This window comes from Gilliamella sp. BG7, from assembly GCF_046635565.1.
GTDB lineage: Bacteria > Pseudomonadota > Gammaproteobacteria > Enterobacterales > Orbaceae > Gilliamella > Gilliamella apicola_P.
In genome coordinates, this window is the sequence record NZ_JBIDFB010000019.1 from 1 (window position 1) to 17,516 (window position 17,516).

19 protein-coding genes and 1 pseudogene are annotated in these 17,516 nt (G+C 32.0%); 17 read left to right on the plus strand and 3 right to left on the minus strand.

What is annotated here, in order from left to right; translation table 11 throughout:
• Nucleotides 1–81: 81 nt before the first annotated feature.
• The 16 genes from ACGH49_RS10450 (at nucleotide 82) to ACGH49_RS10525 (ending at nucleotide 14,697) form a co-directional block, all read left to right on the plus strand.
• The gene (locus tag ACGH49_RS10450) at nucleotides 82–240 is read left to right on the plus strand and encodes a hypothetical protein (RefSeq protein WP_411589310.1); all 159 of its coding nucleotides are present in this window, start codon (nucleotides 82–84) and stop codon (nucleotides 238–240) included.
• A gap of 889 nt (nucleotides 241–1,129) precedes the next feature.
• The gene (locus ACGH49_RS10455; RefSeq protein WP_411589311.1) at nucleotides 1,130–2,062 is read left to right on the plus strand and encodes a replication initiator protein A; all 933 of its coding nucleotides are present in this window, start codon (nucleotides 1,130–1,132) and stop codon (nucleotides 2,060–2,062) included.
• A 183-nt stretch (nucleotides 2,063–2,245) separates the two neighbouring features.
• Nucleotides 2,246–2,578 carry a TrbM/KikA/MpfK family conjugal transfer protein gene (locus tag ACGH49_RS10460; protein ID WP_411589312.1) on the plus strand — a complete coding sequence of 111 codons (333 nt, stop codon included), beginning with the start codon at nucleotides 2,246–2,248 and terminating at the stop codon, nucleotides 2,576–2,578.
• A gap of 230 nt (nucleotides 2,579–2,808) precedes the next feature.
• Nucleotides 2,809–3,357, plus strand: coding sequence for a lytic transglycosylase domain-containing protein (locus ACGH49_RS10465; RefSeq protein ID WP_411589313.1), 549 nt, complete (start codon nucleotides 2,809–2,811; stop codon nucleotides 3,355–3,357).
• A 13-nt stretch (nucleotides 3,358–3,370) separates the two neighbouring features.
• Nucleotides 3,371–3,640, plus strand: coding sequence for a TrbC/VirB2 family protein (locus ACGH49_RS10470; protein ID WP_411589314.1), 270 nt, complete (start codon nucleotides 3,371–3,373; stop codon nucleotides 3,638–3,640).
• A gap of 3 nt (nucleotides 3,641–3,643) precedes the next feature.
• A complete protein-coding gene (locus ACGH49_RS10475; protein ID WP_411589315.1) occupies nucleotides 3,644–6,433 on the plus strand; it encodes a VirB4 family type IV secretion/conjugal transfer ATPase in 2,790 nt (929 codons plus the stop codon).
• Nucleotides 6,434–6,450: 17 nt separating this feature from the next.
• Nucleotides 6,451–7,179: a type IV secretion system protein gene (locus tag ACGH49_RS10480; RefSeq protein WP_411589316.1), complete on the plus strand. Its 729-nt coding sequence runs from the start codon at nucleotides 6,451–6,453 to the stop codon at nucleotides 7,177–7,179.
• Nucleotides 7,180–7,183: 4 nt separating this feature from the next.
• Nucleotides 7,184–8,110: a type IV secretion system protein gene (locus tag ACGH49_RS10485; protein ID WP_411589317.1), complete on the plus strand. Its 927-nt coding sequence runs from the start codon at nucleotides 7,184–7,186 to the stop codon at nucleotides 8,108–8,110.
• A gap of 9 nt (nucleotides 8,111–8,119) precedes the next feature.
• Complete coding sequence (locus ACGH49_RS10490) at nucleotides 8,120–8,290, plus strand: hypothetical protein (protein WP_176701723.1); 171 nt, start codon at nucleotides 8,120–8,122, stop codon at nucleotides 8,288–8,290.
• Nucleotides 8,291–8,302: 12 nt separating this feature from the next.
• Nucleotides 8,303–8,998 carry a virB8 family protein gene (locus ACGH49_RS10495; RefSeq protein WP_065608615.1) on the plus strand — a complete coding sequence of 232 codons (696 nt, stop codon included), beginning with the start codon at nucleotides 8,303–8,305 and terminating at the stop codon, nucleotides 8,996–8,998.
• The gene (gene virB9 / locus ACGH49_RS10500; RefSeq protein WP_065608614.1) at nucleotides 8,998–9,843 is read left to right on the plus strand and encodes a P-type conjugative transfer protein VirB9; all 846 of its coding nucleotides are present in this window, start codon (nucleotides 8,998–9,000) and stop codon (nucleotides 9,841–9,843) included. The genes ACGH49_RS10495 and virB9 overlap by 1 nt, the downstream gene beginning before the upstream one ends.
• 32 nt (nucleotides 9,844–9,875) lie before the next feature.
• Complete coding sequence (gene virB10, locus ACGH49_RS10505; RefSeq protein ID WP_411589318.1) at nucleotides 9,876–10,961, plus strand: type IV secretion system protein VirB10; 1,086 nt, start codon at nucleotides 9,876–9,878, stop codon at nucleotides 10,959–10,961.
• On the plus strand, nucleotides 10,962–11,987 hold the full coding sequence (virB11, locus tag ACGH49_RS10510; protein ID WP_065608612.1) for a P-type DNA transfer ATPase VirB11: 1,026 nt from the start codon (nucleotides 10,962–10,964) through the stop codon (nucleotides 11,985–11,987).
• Nucleotides 11,980–13,827: a type IV secretory system conjugative DNA transfer family protein gene (locus ACGH49_RS10515; RefSeq protein ID WP_411589319.1), complete on the plus strand. Its 1,848-nt coding sequence runs from the start codon at nucleotides 11,980–11,982 to the stop codon at nucleotides 13,825–13,827. The genes virB11 and ACGH49_RS10515 overlap by 8 nt, the downstream gene beginning before the upstream one ends.
• Before the next feature lie 14 nt (nucleotides 13,828–13,841).
• Entirely contained in the window at nucleotides 13,842–14,300 is a 459-nt protein-coding gene (locus ACGH49_RS10520) for a hypothetical protein (protein ID WP_411589321.1), read from the plus strand.
• Nucleotides 14,301–14,310: 10 nt separating this feature from the next.
• Complete coding sequence (locus tag ACGH49_RS10525; RefSeq protein ID WP_411589322.1) at nucleotides 14,311–14,697, plus strand: H-NS family nucleoid-associated regulatory protein; 387 nt, start codon at nucleotides 14,311–14,313, stop codon at nucleotides 14,695–14,697.
• Here ACGH49_RS10525 and ACGH49_RS10530 read toward each other — a convergent pair.
• The 3 genes and pseudogenes from ACGH49_RS10530 to ACGH49_RS10540 form a co-directional block, all read right to left on the minus strand.
• Nucleotides 14,690–15,466 (minus strand): SprT-like domain-containing protein, encoded by a 777-nt coding sequence (locus tag ACGH49_RS10530; protein WP_411589326.1) that lies wholly within the window; start codon nucleotides 15,464–15,466, stop codon nucleotides 14,690–14,692. The genes ACGH49_RS10525 and ACGH49_RS10530 overlap by 8 nt on opposite strands.
• A gap of 143 nt (nucleotides 15,467–15,609) precedes the next feature.
• A complete protein-coding gene (locus tag ACGH49_RS10535) occupies nucleotides 15,610–15,903 on the minus strand; it encodes a hypothetical protein (protein ID WP_411589324.1) in 294 nt (97 codons plus the stop codon).
• A 216-nt stretch (nucleotides 15,904–16,119) separates the two neighbouring features.
• Nucleotides 16,120–16,248 (minus strand): annotated as a pseudogene (locus ACGH49_RS10540) (transposase); the annotation flags it as partial.
• 22 nt (nucleotides 16,249–16,270) lie between these two features.
• On the opposite strand from ACGH49_RS10540, the gene ACGH49_RS10545 reads away from it, so the two are divergent.
• On the plus strand, nucleotides 16,271–17,473 hold the full coding sequence (locus tag ACGH49_RS10545; protein ID WP_411589325.1) for an RNA-guided endonuclease InsQ/TnpB family protein: 1,203 nt from the start codon (nucleotides 16,271–16,273) through the stop codon (nucleotides 17,471–17,473).
• The last annotated feature ends 43 nt before the right edge of the window (nucleotides 17,474–17,516 follow it).

A 17,516-nucleotide genomic window follows, 5' to 3' on the forward strand; every position in this document is an offset into this window, starting at 1 on the left:
AGAAACCCACCGAAGCGAGTTAGCGATAAACTAACCGCAGTAGGAATCCCCGTTCTTTAGGGCGGGGAGGATGTCAAGCTGATGTTGGAAAAACACAAGTCCTATTCTGTTTTTAAAGAATTTAATAGAAAAATGTTAACTCCTGTTTCTAATGATATTAATACTTACAGCAATATGAAATTAGCGATTCAGAAAAGCGGGAAAGCTGGAAAAAGAGGATTTAAGTATTGCACTTCGTGATGCTAACAAAGCGGTTAGTAAAATAACAAGTTACATTGAAAAAGAGATAACGAAAACTAAGGAAGTTAAAAACAAAAAATGGAAAGACCAGATTGAACTATAGCTTAAAATCGCACTGTACTGCACTTATTTTAAGTTTTTTCATTAACCCGCAACCACTTAGTATTAACTATGAAAAAAACGGCTTATTTTGCGATATATTGCGTTACAAACCATTATTTAATTAACTCCATGTGTTATGTGTTGTCCTTAAAAAACAAAAAAAATTTATTATTGATTGAAAGCGGAGCGGAAGCCATTAACGTTGCCGACGCCTATTTTTCGATTGTGTAGTAATTGTGAATTAGTGTTGTAAAGCTGTTGATAGCGTGCTATCAATGGCTTTTCAATACGTTTGCGTAGCAAAATTCACAGTTAATGCACATGAGAAAACTCACCGATAATATTTTATCTTTCTCCATTAAGTTATATTTAGTTATCCACAAAAGTTTGAGCAAAAATCGGGTTAAAGATCTTAGTTATATATAGTTATATAAGTTATAGAGATTTTAAAAGTGCTTTCAACCCTTTGTTTGCAATGCTTTCAGGAAATTGCGTTATGTGTAAATCCCGATATTTTATGTGTAAATCCCGATATTTTATGTGTAAATCCCGAATGTTTTATGTGTAAATCCCGAATGTTTTTTGAGTTATCAACAAAAATAAAGATTGATTATGTGTAAATCCCGATGTATATTTCTTTTTATGTGTGAAACACGATATTTTTTTTATGTGTAAATCCCGAATTTAATAAAATCAAAATGTTAAAATAAAGAATCGGGTTAAAAAAGTATTGGCAGTACCTTTTTAACCCTAACTATTAACCCTATGCGACCTAGGACTAACAGCTATGAAAGATCTTACCCAAAAATCAAGGAAAAGCAATTTGACAACCTTAAAACCTAAAAAACATCAGCAAATCGAATTGTTTTTAGCTGATGAAGTAGAAATATCAACAATTCGAGATGAAATTGCCAGCATGGAGCATCCGTTTTTTGCTTTAAAAGCTGGAGACACTCGTGTCAGGGAATACAAGAACGGTAAAACAACGGTAACAATTAAACCAACCGCCGATGGAATAGCGACTATCTTTGATAAAGATATTTGGATTTATGCAATATCAAAATTACAACAAGCCATTAATAATGGTGAAACAGTTGATCGAAAAATTTATTTTACTCCTTATGATTTTTTTATTACTACCAATAGGGACAAAGGGGGAAGATCTTATAAAGAATTAGAAAAAACATTAAGTCGTTTATCAGGAACTAGAATTAAAACTAATATTAAATATAGTGAAAGTAAACAAGAAACAATTGAATTTGGATTAATTGACAGTTGGCGAATACTGGAAGAAAAGAAAGGGAAACTTGATATCGGGATGGTTGAAGTTGTTTTGCCAAACTGGTTATTTGAAGCATTGAAAAAAAAGCAAATATTAAAAATTAGCATAGATTATTTTCGTATTCGTAAAGCAATAGATAGACGTATTTATGAAATAGCTCGCAAGCATTGCGGTAATCAATATGATTGTGAAATTTCACTGCAAAAGTTGCACTTAAAAACGGGTAGCACGGCAAGTAAAGCTGAATTTAAGCGTTCTATTAAAAAGTTGTCTAAAGAAAATAATTTACCTGATTATGAAGTCATTTTTAATAACGAACGTGAAGTTATTACTTTTAAAAATCGTAATCCTAATATCGATGAAGCTGAAAAAATGGAGAATTTTAAAAGAGGCAAATATAGAATAAGTAGAATAAAGAATATTATAAATAAATCATGATGTAACAAGACAAGAAAAAATTATTGAAGAGGAAATATCAATAATGTGCAAATGCACATTAACAATGTGTAAAAAAATGATTAAAGAAAATAGGGAAAAAGTCAATTTTTAATCAAAAAAATAATTGAATTCAATTATTTTTTTGGGTAAACTCAAAATTACCGTATAGAATAGGTAATTTTTATGAAAATTTTTTCAAAAAGCTGTTTATTTTTATTAACTCTTTATTGTTTTTCTAGCCAATCTTTTGCAAATGAACTTTTAAAAGAACCATCAATAAATAAAGATGATCCTTGTACTGTTTTTTTATGCATGGCTGGTAAAGTAAAAGGTGAAAATCCATCAGAGTGTTCAAGCCCTGTAAAAAAATTTTTTAGTATTGTTTCAAAAAAACATGGCAAATTTAATGGCGGTAGAACGTCAAATGCAAGAGGCGGATTTCTTGGTCAATGTCCAAGTGCTGATCCGAGTATGATTAATAAAATTGTTAGTAAATTTGGAACGTTACGTCATTAATATTTTCTAGTTTTCTCGTGTGCATTAACTGTGAATTTTGCTACGCAAACGTATTGAAAAGCCATTGATAGCACGCTATCAACAGCTTTACAACACTAATTCACAATTACTACACAATTGAAAAATAGGCTTACTCAACGTTAATGACTTCCGCTCCGCGGTCAACAATAATAAATTTTTTTGTTTTTTTTATGAATGCGTTGAATATGTTGTTCCTCGTTTGTGCTCCGTTGGTTCATCAAGATACTCTTAACTCGTTAATTGCAACTGAAAGCGATTTTAATCCTTATGCTATAGCTGTTGTTGGTGGTACGGGTTTGACTTCTCAACCTAAAACCAAAGATGAGGCTATTCAGATAATTAAAGAGTTTGATAGAAAGGATATTAACTACTCAGTTGGGTTAGGGCAAATCAATAAAGCTAATTTCGAAAAGTATGGAGTAACGGGAGAAGAATTACTTGATCCTTGTTTAAATCTTACTGTCTCTCAAGATATTTTAAAAAATTGCTATGAACAGTCTCCGAATAAATCAGTATCTGAGGCATTAAGCTGTTATTACAGTGGTAATTATAAGTCCGGTTTTGTAACTGAAAAATCAGGCAATTCATATTTAGAACGCATTATTAATAATTTCGATAAAAAACCACTTGTTCCTAATATAAAAAATGACAGTTATATCAAAAATGAGAGGAGGAATAATAGACAATTAAAGAAATTTTCAATTACTAAAAATCAACAAATAAAAAGCATTTCAACCAATTTAAAAACAAAGTTTTGAATAAAGGGAAATTATGAAAAAAATTAATACATTATTATCACTATTGCTTTTTTCTAGCTCTTCTTTTGCTGCCGGAGGAGGTCTTTCAAAAGTTAATACAACGATGCAACTTGTATCAGACACATTATCTGCTATTGCAGTTGTGACAGTAACTATATCAATAATGTGGGCAGGTTACAAAGTTCTATTTAAAGGTGACCCTATGATGGAAGGCGCAAAAATTTTGGGCGGGGGTGTTTTTATCGGTGCGGCATCTCAAATAGCATCTATGCTTGTGGGATAAAAAATGAGTTTAAATCGAGATATCCTTTACAAAGCTTTAACTAGACCACCGATGCTAATGGGTATCCCGATTTATCCGTTAGTAATCGTGGGGGGATTCATTTTTTTAATTTCGGTGTGGTTTAATTTTATTCTCTTAGCGTTATTGTTACCTGCTTATTTGATTCTAAAGATTCTGACAAAAATTGATGAAAAAATGTTCCAAGTTATAGGAACTAAACGTCATTTATTTGTAAGAAAAATAAGAAATAAATCATTTAAAAAACGGATTAGAGCATACTTTTTTTCTTCTGTTGATTACTCACAGATTCGATTAAAAGGAAAAAATAACAAGGAAAAAATAACTATGTTAGATAATGAAAAATCGATTCCATTTAGCGAACTAATACCTTACTCAACCCAGCTTACCAATGATATTGTTATCGATAAAAATGGTTACTTGCTGTCAACGTGGGTCGTTGATGGTATATCGTTTGAAACAAGAGAAGATGAAAACATTGATTACTATAAATATTCATTAAATACATTATTAATATCACTCGGATTAGAAAATGTAGCGTTCTATTTTCACAATATTAAAGACTTTACAAAATACAATCTTGACCCTGTTTTTAATAATGATTTTGCAAATGAAATTAATCAAAAATACATTTCATCATTTAAAGATACTGAGTTTATGGAAAATAAACTTTTTGTCACTCTTGTTTTTAAAAAAACTCGTACAGAATCTTTAAATAGAAAAATGGCTAAACCAGCAGAACGTAAGTTAGAGTTAGAGAAACGAATTGATACATTTAAAGATATTTGCGGACGGGTAGAAAGCGCATTAGCTAAATTTAGTATTTATAAATTATCATGTTATTTAATTGAAGATATTAAATATTCTCAACAGTTAGAATTTTTCAATTATATTCTATCATTACAATATCAGCGTATTCGTGTTCTGGATACGCCTATTTATAATTATCTGGGCAATAATGAAGTTAGTGTTTGTGCTAGTGGTGTTTTAAAAATTACAACACCAACTAAACAAATGTACGTAAAATCAATAGAAATAAAAGACTGGACAGCATATACAGAAGCAGGCTTTTTAGATGAATTAATTAATTTCTCTTGCCGTTACATCATTACACAATCATTTTCTGTTTTACCAAAAAATGTTGGTAAGAAAAACATCGATAGGCAAATAAAACAGCTTACATCAACAGAAGATGATGCTATATCACAGTTAGCAGAATTAGAATTAGCAAAAGAGAAGCTAGTAGCAGGTGAACTAATTATGGGAGAGCATCATTTTTCAGCTTTGCTTTTTGGTAATAATGAAGATGAGGTTAATCAAGCCGTCAATAATTTTATTACGACAGTTAACGACCTCGGTTTTGTTGTTACAGTAAACTGGTTAGCTCCTGATGAAGCCTATTTTGGGCAGTTACCGTCTAATTTTAAATTTCGTCATAAAGTAAGTGATATTACAAGTCTTAACTTTTTAGGGCTCAATTCGTTACATAATAACCCAGTTGGCAAGCAAAAAAATAATTCTTGGGGGAATGCCGTAACATTACTAAAAACTACTGCTAATCAGCCATTTTATTTTAATTTTCATCAAACAAAAATCGGTCGAAATGATTTTGGTGAGATGAACTTAGGTCACTCTTTGATGGTTGGTAAAAGCGGAACTGGTAAAACAATGACATTATCTTTTCTATTAAACCAGTTAACACAATATGAATCTTATGATTCATTTCCATATAACGCCGTTAATCGTAAATTCACTGCAATCTATTTTGATAAAGATTACGGGGCTGAAATCAATATTAGGGCGCTCGGTGGTAAATATTTTTCATTAAAAGATGGTCATCAAACAGGATTCAATCCGTTTATGATTGATAAAACTGCTGAAAATATAACTTTTTTAAATGAATTAATTGCAATGCTGGCAACAATGAATGGTGAATTGTTATCAGTTAGAGAGAAAGAACAAATTAGCATTGCAGTTAATGCGGTAATGAGTGAAGAAAAAGCTAATCGATATCACGGAATGTCACTTCTGCTTGAAAATATTCAATCTGATATTAGCAATGATAATGATTTGAGTAGACGGTTATCAATTTGGGCTGGAGATGGAGCGTATTCGTGGGTTTTTGATAATGAACAAGATTATATTAATTTTGATACACACTCAATTTACGGCTTTGATGGTACTGAGATTTTAGATAATAAAAATATTGTTGCTCCCATCACATTTTATATTTTACATCGAATTGAACAAATTACAGATGGTCGCAGATTGCCGATATTTATGGATGAATTCTGGAAATGGCTTTCGGGCGGAACTTTCTTTAAAAAGTTTATTTACGACGGTTTGAAAACATTCCGCAAAAGAAATAGTTTTTTAGTTTTTGCAACTCAATCTCCAGACGAAATAATTAAAAGTGATATTGCAAGAGCCATTATCGAACAAGTCGAAACATTCTTTTTTTTACCGAATTCGAAAGCTGATGTTAATGAATACACAAAGCATTTTCAAGTCTCACTAAAAGAGTATGAAATCATTAAAAAACTTGCAGATGACAGTCGCCAATTATTGATAAAAAAAGGTAATGGAAATGAAAATGATGGCGACACACGAGGAAATACCGTTGTTGCAAAAATTGATTTGTCGGGTCTGGGGCGAGAGAACTTAAAGATCCTATCTGCATCAATGGAAAATGTAAATTTAGTTCATTCATTGATCGAGCAAGTCGGAGATGATCCTAAAAATTGGTTACCTCTGTTCAAACAACAATGTGTTTAATTCGTAAGGAAATAAAAATGAAAAAAATATTAATTTTAATAGCTTTATATTCATCATCTGTGTTTGCAGGTGGAATTCCGACTGTTGATGTTGCATCAATTGCTCAATTACAACTTGAAGCAGCAGAACAAGCTAAAAGGTGGACTGAAACCGTTAAACAATATAAGGATCAGTTAAAAACACAAAGAGATACGTTAGCGGCGCAAACAGGTGTACGAGATATTGCCGATTTAGTAAAAGAGAGCTCATCTTATTTTAAAAACGCTCAAGACTTACAGAAGTGGATAAATAATCCGAAGAAAATACTGGAATTGGGGTTTGATAGTTTAAATCCTGACTTAAAAAAAATCTATAAAAGTTACGGTTTAGATAATTTATGCCCATCAGAACAGAATTCAACGAATTCTTTTGTTGAGAAAGAACGAAAAAATTGTGAGGGTCAAATCGTTCTTATGACACTGCGTCAACAGCAAGCTGATAATAATCTCAAAGCTATTGATGAGCGAGTAAAAACAATTAATAAGATTGCAAAAAAAATGGCTCAATCTAAAGATCAGAAAGAAAGCCTAGATTTAAATAATGCAATGAACACACAACTAGCTCTATTACAAGCTGACAAATTGAAAATGGATATACAAGTACAACAACAGCTACAACAAAAAGCGTTAATTGAAATGCAACAAGAAAATATCATGAAAGAGAAAATGAGATTAAATAAACCTTCTAATACAGGAAGATGGAATTAAAAAAATGAAAATTACATTTTTTAATGACATGGGTAATGATATTAATTCCGTTGTCAATGAAAGTATTGAATTAGTGCAAAAAGGATGGGTTGAAGGTCTACTAGATGTCTCTAGTCTGGGGATTACTATATATGTAATGTTTTATGGCTATATGGTTTTAGCCGGAAAAATACAAGACCCCATGCCTGATTTTGTCTGGAATTTAGCTAGATTCGCAATAGTCATAGGTATTCTTAGTAATATGGGAACGTATGTTACTTATGTAAATGATGCAATTCACGGAATAAGAGGTTTTCTTGTCGGTGATGCGAATTCAGAAAATGCTTATGGTGGGATTGATTCAAAAATTGCTAATGTTGTTGATCTATATGTAGAAAGCTGGGATAAAGCTAGCGGTATAACTGGTACTCTATTCTGGATTGTGCAAGCGCTCTTTATGTTACCCCTTTGTTTGGGTGTTGTAAGTTATGCGATCGGCATAATAGTTTCAGAAGTTTCACTAATAGCACTGTTAGCTGTTTTTCCAATTTTCTTATTTTGTTACCTCTGGGGGTGGTTTAAAAATATGTTCTCAATGTGGTTACAAGCTGTTATCGGTTGTTGTCTTTTTGTCCTATTTTTATCTGTATTTTCAAAAGTTGGATTTGCAATAGCTCAATATACGAATGATTGGGTGGTTAAACATTCGGGAGCAGAAGTTTTCGTTTCATGTTTAATGTACATGATTTCAGGATCTATAACTATAGCTGGAGTAAAATTAGCTGGTCAAATTTCAATGGCATTATCTCAAGTTAGCGTAGACAGAATGAATCAATCAATGTCTAGCAACATCATTGAAAATAAAATTAATAGCTATAAACAACGCAAAGCACAAGCATCTCAAAATCAATCATTAGCTAACTCAATTTCTAATGCAATGTCCAAAAAATAAGGATTTCTTATGTTAAAAATTTTTTTCATCAGCATATTTTCAATCTATTTAGTTGCATGTAGTAATCAAGCTCCAGTTTCCTCTAGCTGGGATAAAAGCTTTGAAAGCTCAAAAGAGGTCGCAATTAATAAAAATTTGCATGAATTAGAAAAAGAACTAGGTAATAAAAATACATTCTAAAAAGGAAGTACCATGTTTGAAAAAATAAAAGATGATAATAAGCCGTCTAATGACGGTTTCAGTAAGTGTATTTCATATGAGAACGATCGAGAGTATATGTTCAAACGTTCAGAAAAAAGAGCTTGGTTGATAACAGGTGTGGCTATTTTTTTATTAATTCTATCCTGGATAATTTTAGCAATAATTTTGCCGTTAAAAGAAGTGACTCCTTACGTTATTCAAGTGAATGAAAAAACAGGTATCCCTGATGTAATTACAGTTGTTGATCCTGAGCAATTACACGCAAACGAAGCCTTAGATAAGTATTTTGTAAATTCATACATTCAAACAAGAGAAAGCTACACATATCAAACTATTCAAAATACATATATTGAAACACAGTTATACAGTAGTGAAAACGTAAAAAATGAATATCTGGCTCAAATGAATAGAGATGATAGTCCAGACCAAGTGATGAAAACGGGAACAATTTCTGTCAAGGTCAATTCAATTATATTAGAAGACATTAATAATGTAGATATAAAGATGGCTACAGCCCGTATTGTTAAAACATATACTACTGAGAAAAATGAAGTTTATCAACGAAACTTTATTATAAAACTGTCATATGAGTATGAACCAGCTCAAAAGTTAAAATTATCATATCGTCTTGAAAATCCCCTTGGTTTTTCTGTCACGAGTTATCAAATCATCGAGGAAAATATTTAATGAAACATTTCCTACTTTTATTACTGATATTAGCTGGTGCTGGTGTTTGTAATGCAGTTCAAAAACCCACTTCATCTAAATTTGATAAGCGTATGCAATATTTAGCGTATAACGGTTACAACGTCACGCAAATTAATGCAAAAGTGGGGCATGTGACAGCGATTAATTTTTCTCAAGATGAAGTTATTGTTGATGTTGTTATTGGTTTCAATTTAGGTTGGGAGACTACGGACAATAACAATAAGATTTTTTTAAAACCCATGGCGTATAAATACGAAGATACGATTATTGAGCCAAACAGTGCTGAATGGGATACAAATCTCATTGTTACGACGAATAAACGCATTTATACGTTTGATTTAAAGCTGGTTGATTCTGATGATAACTCTTACTTAGTTAATTTTACGTATCCAACAGACGAAAGAAATAAAAAACAAGCATTATTAAAAGAACAAAAAGCACTCGAACAAGAAAAATTGGCTAATGATTCATTAGAGCAGTTTACACAACCAAAGAATTGGAATTACACAATGTTAGTTGGTAAAGATAGTGAATCTATTACTCCCGATTTCACTTACGACGATGGTGTTCGTACGTTTATTGGTTTTACATCTGAAAAAACAATCCCCGCTATTTTTTACTATCAGGGCAAACAGGAAATGATGAGTAATACAAGTGTTAAAAACACTGAAAAATATACCATCATAGTTGTTCATAAAACAGCTAGTCGCTTTATTCTCAGGAGTGGTGATGAAGTTGTCGGTATTGTAAATAAAAGCTTTGGTAAATCAGTTCAAAATAATCAAGTAACAAGTAATAAAGATATTATCAGAAATATTAAATAATAAATAATAAATATTAAATAGGATTTTTATCTATGACTGAGAATAAAGAACCATCTCAACCAAACATTGCCATTGCTGGAGATAAAAGCTATAAAAAAAATCAACGTTTTTTGAAATTAGTTTTTGCATTACTTGTTATTTTCTTTTTAGCTTTTGCATTCTATAAATTAGTTTATGTGAGATATAAAACAGACAACAAAGAAACTGTTGCAAAAGAAGTTTCTAAAAATGTTGATGAAAAGAAAAGTTTTACGTTACCGCCTCCTAAAAAATTTAATAACCCTGTTCCTGCTATTGTCAATAAAAATGATGATGAAAATGAAGAGATTGGGTTTATTGGTAATAAAACAGAAAATTCAAATACAGTTAAATTTAGTAAGTCATCAGGTTCAATGGTTGTTAAAAACGGGCAAAATTCAACAACAGCAAGTCAGACAGATAATCAATCAATTAGTGATGGCAATAAAATTGGCTCACAAAACGACATGTTTTCAAGTTCAGCATTCAAAGCTAATACAGCAAGAAAAAGCCGTTATAATCCCAATCTTTTACTTGAACAAGGTACGTATATTCCTTGCGTGCTAAGACAAAAGTTAATTAGCAATGTAGGTGGTCAAATTAGTTGTACGATTGCTGAAAATGTCCTGTCAAAAAATGGAAATGTAACATTAATTGAAAAAGGTTCAAAGGCGGTTGGTGTTTATAAAACAGGAGCAGTTAGTCATGGCAGTGATCAGATATTTGTCATTTGGCAAGAGATAAGAACTCCGAATAATATTAATGTCGATGTTAACAGCGGTTCAACAGATGAACTGGGAGCAAATGGCTTAACTGGTTGGACGGATCAACATTTCTGGAAACGATTCGGCAATGCAATTTTGCTCAGTATGATAACGGATAGTAGTTCAGCATTATCATCAAGACTTGCAAAGTCAGATAATCGTAATTATATCGAAAACACGCAAGAAAACAGCGAAGAACTAGCGAAAACTGTGCTCGAACAGATGGGAGATATAAAGCCCACTCTTTATAAAAATCAGGGAGATAAAGTTGGTATCTTTGTTGCTCGTGATATTGATTTTTCTAGTGTTTATTCATTAAACAAAAGAGATCAATAAATGAATAAAGATAAAGTTATCGTCAAAAAAGATGCTCGAGCATTACGTTCTCACATAAATAACTTATTTGGTGATTTGTTAACTCGTCATGATATTACCGAAATTGTCATTAATAAAATTGGTCAAATTCGTTATGAAACTAAATCGGGCTGGCAGATCGGCACTAAAGAAGAAAATGAAAGAATTACAAAAGATAACTTAAATTTTTTCGTTAATGCATCGGCAACATATTCAAATAATATTTTGAATGAAAACCATCCGATTATGAGTGCCGATCTGCCCGATGGCGAACGTTTACAAGTTGTTATTCCCCCTGCTTGCGACAAAAGCCAGTATTCAATCACAATTAGAAAGCCGTCTCAATTTACAATTACTCTTGATGATTTCAGTAATCAAGGTTTTTTTGATGACATTGTTCTAGGTGAGTATGTAGATCCTGTTGATAGTGAATTACAGAAACTGTTATCTGAAAAGCAATATAAAGCATTTTTTTCTTTAGCAGTTGCGTGCGGAACGAAAAACATTGTCATAGCTGGGGCAACGGGAAGCGGTAAAACTACGTTCATGAAATCATTAATTTATTCAATTCCTGCGGATCAACGAATTATTACTATCGAGGATGTACGAGAAATAACATCAACTATTCATGACAACATGGTTAATCTACTGTATTCATCTGAAAATCAGTCTGTTATTAATCCATCAGTGTTACTGAAATCGTGTTTACGTATGAAGCCCGATCGTATTTTACTGGCAGAACTTCGAAGCGGTGAAGCATTTGACTACATTAATGTAATCTCAAGCGGTCACGGAGGAAGCTTAACATCATTACATGCAGGTAGTTATGAGCAGGTTATTACTCGATTAACGATGATGTCATTACAAAATCCAACGGGTAGCAAAATTCCGTACGATACAACAAAAGAGATTATCCGTGATACGGTCGATATTGTGATCCACATTGGAAACATTAACGGTAAACGGCGTATTACGACTATTTTTTGGAAAGATTACAAAAATGATTAAATTTTTTAAAAAATTAAATGCTGGACAAAAAGTATTTATCTCTATCATTTTTAGTTTTGGCTTATTTATAGCATATTGTTTAACAAGTGTAATTTTAACATTTATATATATGCCTGATGTTGCATTACACGGAAAGAAAATTAAACGTATTTTTCAGTTAATTCATTCGGCGTACGATTATTTTAGTTTAAAAACACCGTATTTGGCATTCATGGAAGGTGAAGTAAAAACAACTATTTTAGCGGTATTGGTGGCACTATTTATAATGTTGATAGTATTATTATTATTAGCAGGTCTATTAGTAATAGCTCAAAAACAGAGAAAAGAACGAGAGCTACACGGAACGGCAAAATGGAGCACGATAAATGAAATAAAAAGCCAAAAATTGATGGAAGAAAAAGGCATCCTAGTTGGTTTATATAATGAAAAACCGTTGTTTTTTGGAGGGCAAGAGTTTTGCTCGCTAGGTGCACCAACCCGAAGTGGAAAAGGAACAGGTATTGTTATCCCGAATTTGATGTGTTGGGAAGATAGCCTGGTTGTATTAGATATTAAACAAGAATGTTTTGATTATACATCAAAATATAGACGAGATATCCTTGGACAGGATGTTTTCTTGTTTAATCCGTTTTCTGAACACACTCATCGTTATAATCCCCTATTTTATTTAGATTTTAATGATCCAAAGGTTGAACTACAAATTCAAAATATAGCTAACTCATTTTATATATCAAAAGATAATGATTTCTTTGTGGGAGAGGGGAAGTCGATTTTTATTGCCATTACGTATTTATTTGGTGTTTTCTATCACAACGGTTATTTAGGGGATGATTATACACTAACCAATTTGGGTGGTGCATTAAATGGTATTAATATTATAAGAAATGGTCAAAAAGAAAAAATTTCATTAGAGCTAGCAACAGAAACGGCATATCTACTCGGCTGGTTGCCAGATACTGTTTACAATCTATTTTTATCATTCTTCTCACAAAAAGAAGCTGAGAAGCAATTTGCTGGTGTTAAAACTGCGTACGAAACAGCATTAAAACCGTTTCAAAATCGAGTTATCAAAAATTCAACCAGTCAAAATGACTTTGATTTTAGAGATTTACGACGAAAAAAAATGACTATTTATCTCGTAATTAATCCTGAAGATCTAGTTAGTGCAAGACCAATAATAAATCTCTTTTTTACTCAATTAATTGATACAAATATTGCTCAAGGGCTACCCGACCAAAATCCAGAATTAAAGCATCCGTGCTTGCTTGGAATGGATGAATTTACATCAATCGGTTACATGGAAAAATATGAAGTTTCAGTGAGTTTTATTGCTGGCTATGATTTGCGTAGTTTAATTATTTATCAAGCGGATTCACAGATAAAAAATGATAAACCTCTTGGCTATGGAGAAAACGGTGGATCAACACTACTACAAAATCATACTTGTAATATTTTTTATCGCCCTAAAGAAACTAAAGTTGCCGAGGAAATTTCGAAGCGAATCGGCAACATTACTACAAAATCGTATAGTCGTTCTTTCGGAGTTAAAAATAACTCACGCAGTGAAAATACAGTAGCAAAAGCATTGATTTTACCGCAAGAAATCATGGATTTAAAAATGGATGAAGAAATTATTTTATGTAACAACATTAAAATCAAATGTAAGAAAGCAAATTATTTCTCTACTCCATTTTTAATTGAAAAATTTAAATTAGTTTCATCGACTTTACGAAATGCCAAAGGGAATCCGTCACAGGATGATTATAAAAAAGCAGTACAAAATAATGAACTAGCGATTCAATTGCCAGAGTTAAAGGCGATTGATGATGATATTTTTTAACTAAAGGAAAGATTATGCGATTTATATATTTATATTTAAGTTTAACTTTATTATTACCACTAAGTGGGTGTTCTTCTCCGCCTGAACCTGTCCCATTCCCAAGGGGGAAAGATGTTGCTGTTAACAAAATTTCTGTTGAGAAAACGGTTGGAACAATAAAAAACACAAAAGATAACGGAAATTGGTGTGTAACTGAATCAATTTATATTGATAAAAATACTATACAGTCAACGACAAGCGATTTAATAAAAATAAATTATTTGTTAGATCACGCAGATAAAATAACATTACACGGGAAGCTTGAATTAATTCAACGTATACAAACTTTTATTAAGCTTTCTCGAAATACCACCAATATTGTATTAGTACCTGAGTGTTTCAATTTCAATCAAAATTATTGTTCTTCGAGAGTTACAGCCACATTTGAAAAAATTAAAAAAGTTGATAATACAGTCAAATTTAAATTTAAATAGGAGAAAAATAATGGAATTAAACGAAGTACATAAATTTTTAGCTAACAAAAAAAATATAACTCGTTTGTTTAAGAAATATGGCTCATCTTATTGTGAAAAACTGATTGATCGTTTCAATGATGTTAAGAAAAAAATAAAAGAAATTGAGAAATTGCGTTTAATTGAAGAAGAACAAATACAAGATAAATTAAAAAAAGTCAGTGACTATATGCTATCAATCGGTCTAAAGCCAAATGATTTAAAAGCATTAAAAATAAGAAAAGAGCCAACAATAAAATATCAATATATAGATGAAAACAACAATCAGTTAACATGGTCTGGTCGGGGGAAAATACCGAGGTGGCTATCAAAACAACTCGAACAAGGGAAATCATTAGATGATTTTTTGGTTAACTAAATTTTATATTTTCCATTCTTTTATTACAATCACCACAGTTCAAATTTGCTGTGGGTTTTGCCCACGCATTTAGTCCGCACTCAGGGCATGTAAATTTATCTCTTGTGCCTGTTCCTCTCAAGATCGGTTTTACTAATAAATCATCATTGCCCACCATTTTAATTGAATTACTGTTAACGGTTTTTGTAAGTTTTTTTACTAGCTCGATATTGTCGACTGGCGTAATGTTAAGCCAATCAATTAATATGTCATAATTCACTTTTGAAACTGGTGCAACTATACTTTCCGAATATTTATCGTACCAGGATATTTCAAAGCCACTCTTAAGTAAATTGTAAACAACTTGCTGAAATAATCCATCTTTCATGATGTAGTGTGTCATTTGCTGACCTGTTTTTTTCCCGCCCATCATTCCGTTATGTGACGGCATCAATCCTATCGCCTCCATTTTCTTACCCCATATTCGATCGTGATAGCCACGTCGGCATTTTTTGACTTGTGCATAATGTTGCCAAACATGACACATTTCATGTGCTAATGTTGACAGCGTGTCTACTAATGAACGTTCTCCAAAGTAGTCTGGGTTTAGTGCTAGTTCTGAAACGGTCGATTTACCAGTGAATCGTTCAGGAGAAAAATATCCGAAAGTGTACTTACCCCGTTGTAACGTAATCAGAAGATTGGGTAATTCATTATTGAATAAATGTTCATTGAAAAAATCGTATGCTTGCTGTAGTTCTTTGTATGCAACAATTGATGGTTTAATCATTATTAGAGTTCCCTCTTCTTTAATTAATTGTAGTGTACAATACAAAATACTAGTAATAAAGATAGCTTTCTATGATGTTTCTAACAAAATTAGTTATAAACTAACCGTATTAGGAATCTCCGTTCTTTAGAGCAGAGAGGATGTCAAGAATCTAATTTACAAGTTATCCATTCTACAAGCTTTTTTTCATCTGACCGTGAGCAATAAACCCAGTATCCTTTGATTTCAGGTTTCATTGATAACCTTATAAACCATTGTTCGTCTTTTGGAATATCTTTTTGTAATTTTACTTTTTTATAAACAACTTTCACATCAGAATTTAACTTTTTAATAATCCAGTTCTCTAACGTCATATTGTTGTTTTTTGCTTTTTTTCTCCATCGAATAAATCTTTTTTTTTCTGTAACAAAAATAAACGATATTGATCCTTGCTCCATTTTAACCTCTTTGTAGAAAAGCCTATTAACATGTTAATAGGCTTATGAGTAAATACTAATTTTTTTTCGTTGGTTTAGCTACTTTAATACACCATAAAGTGAAAATGAACATAGACAAACCGAGTAAAAAAAGTAACCACATAATAAGTACCTCTATTTCTTATTTTTCAGTTTTATCCGTTAAGCCGTAAAACCTCGTTGTTCAGGGCCAGGATGTATGGACTTTAAGTCATCAATCATGTTTTTAGTAAATACAGTTCTTCGGTATTTTGTAACAAACACCAAATGAGCATGTATTTTAAATACACAGTGCCTACCGTGTCTAATTTCATCTTGTATATTCATAGACCAATAGTATAATAGATGCATGATAATACGCAAAGCCTTTAAATTTGAATTAATTCCAAATGGTGGGCATATCCGTAAACTTAAACAGTTTTGCGGATGTTCTCGTTTTGTTTTTAATCAGGCTTTAGCATGGCAAAAAGTTCAATACGAACAAGATAATTCAATCAAGTTCAGTTATACTAAAATTGCTAATTTACTCCCTACTTGGAAGAAAGAATATGACTGGTTAAAGACCTGCCATAGCCAAGTATTACAACAATCATTAAAAGATTTAGAAAGTGCCTATCGTAATTTTTTTCGCAAACAATCGGACTTTCCGAAATTTAAGAAAAAAGGAATTAAAGAAAGTATACGTTTCCCGCAGGGTACAAAGCTAGATGAAAATAATAAGCGTATATTTATTCCTAAAATCGGCTATATTCGTTACCGAAAAAGCCAGCTAATTGTCGGCACAATTAAAAATGTCACAGTAAGTTTGAATTGTGGTAAATGGTTTGTGTCGATTCAAACAGAATATGAACAAGCAGAGCCAATACATCAATCTAATACCGAAATTGGTATTGATATGGGTATTAGTCGTTTTGCCACGTTAAGTAATGGCATTTACTTTAAACCATTAAACATATTTAAACAAAATCAATTAAAATTAAGAAAATTACAACAGCAACTAAGCCATAAGAAAAAATTCAGCCAAAACTGGCTGAAATCCAAACGTAAAGTATCAAAATTACATCACCAGATAGCCAATGCTAGAAAAGACTACTTACACAAAATCTCAAATGAAATCAGCCAAAACCACGCCATGATATACATAGAAGATTTAAAGGTAAGTAATATGTCAAAATCTACCAAAGGTAATCAAGAACAACAGGGTAAAAATGTCAAAGCTAAATCAGGATTAAATAAATCCATATTAGATCAGTCTTGGTATGAATTTAGACGACAACTTGAGTATAAAAGCTACTGGCATGGTGGATTTGTGTATAGCGTTGATCCAAAGTATACAAGTCAAACTTGTCCATGTTGTTCCCACGTAGCTAAAGAAAATCGTAAAACTCAAGCTAATTTTGAGTGTGTTAGCTGTGGTTACAAAGAAAATGCCGATTTAGTTGGGGCATTAAATATATTCAGGGTAGGACATACCCGAAGCGTCTGCGAAGTGAACGGTGCAGTAATGCCGTCAGCAACAGAAACCCACCGAAGCGAGTTAGCGATAAACTAACCGCAGTAGGAATCCCCGTTCTTTAGGGCGGGGAGGATGTCAA